The 599-nt window shown below is 64.4% G+C and carries 1 protein-coding gene; it reads right to left on the reverse strand.

The features are described from left to right. Positions 1-599: FkbM family methyltransferase (locus tag ABTU92_RS29235; protein WP_408095060.1), on the reverse strand; the 599-nt coding region annotated here is incomplete at both ends.

Raw genomic sequence — 599 nt, forward strand, 5'->3', positions numbered from 1 at the left:
TCTGAAAGCGATCGTATCCGACCGCGCGGAGCTGCTCCGCCATGGTCAGATCGTCGATCTCGATCGAGACGAAGGGTGGAAGCCGGCCATCCTCGGCCAGCTGCGCGACGAAGATCGCATCGGCGCCCTCGATGTCGCACTTCACGTAGTACGGCACTCCGTAGGTGTCGAACAGATCGGAGGTCGTCGTGGTCGACACGCGGACCGTCTTGCTCGGTCGGCCGTCACGTTCGGCGACATCCTGGAACAGGCTGCTCCAACCGGTCGAATCGTCGCGGATGTAGAAGGTGATTTCGCTGTTCGCCTCCCGGGCCAGGGCGCGCGCGACGACGGCGCAGTCTCGCCCGGCGAACGACGCCTGCGCCATCTCGCAAAACCGCGGATTGGCCTCCAGGGCGACCACCCGGAATCCCTTGTCGAGATAGAATCGGGTGTCGTGTCCCTCGTGGAGACCGAGATCGAAGACCAGCCCTCGATCCGGGGTCGTCGCGCGCGCCGCACCACCCATGATATCCGCCCTCGCCTGGAAACAAACAGAAATACAGTTGGTCGAGCGGTACCTCAAGGCGGGCGGGAGCGCACCGAAGCGCCGGAAAGAC

Source organism: Rhodoplanes sp. SY1, assembly GCF_046000175.1.
GTDB lineage: Bacteria > Pseudomonadota > Alphaproteobacteria > Rhizobiales > Xanthobacteraceae > Rhodoplanes.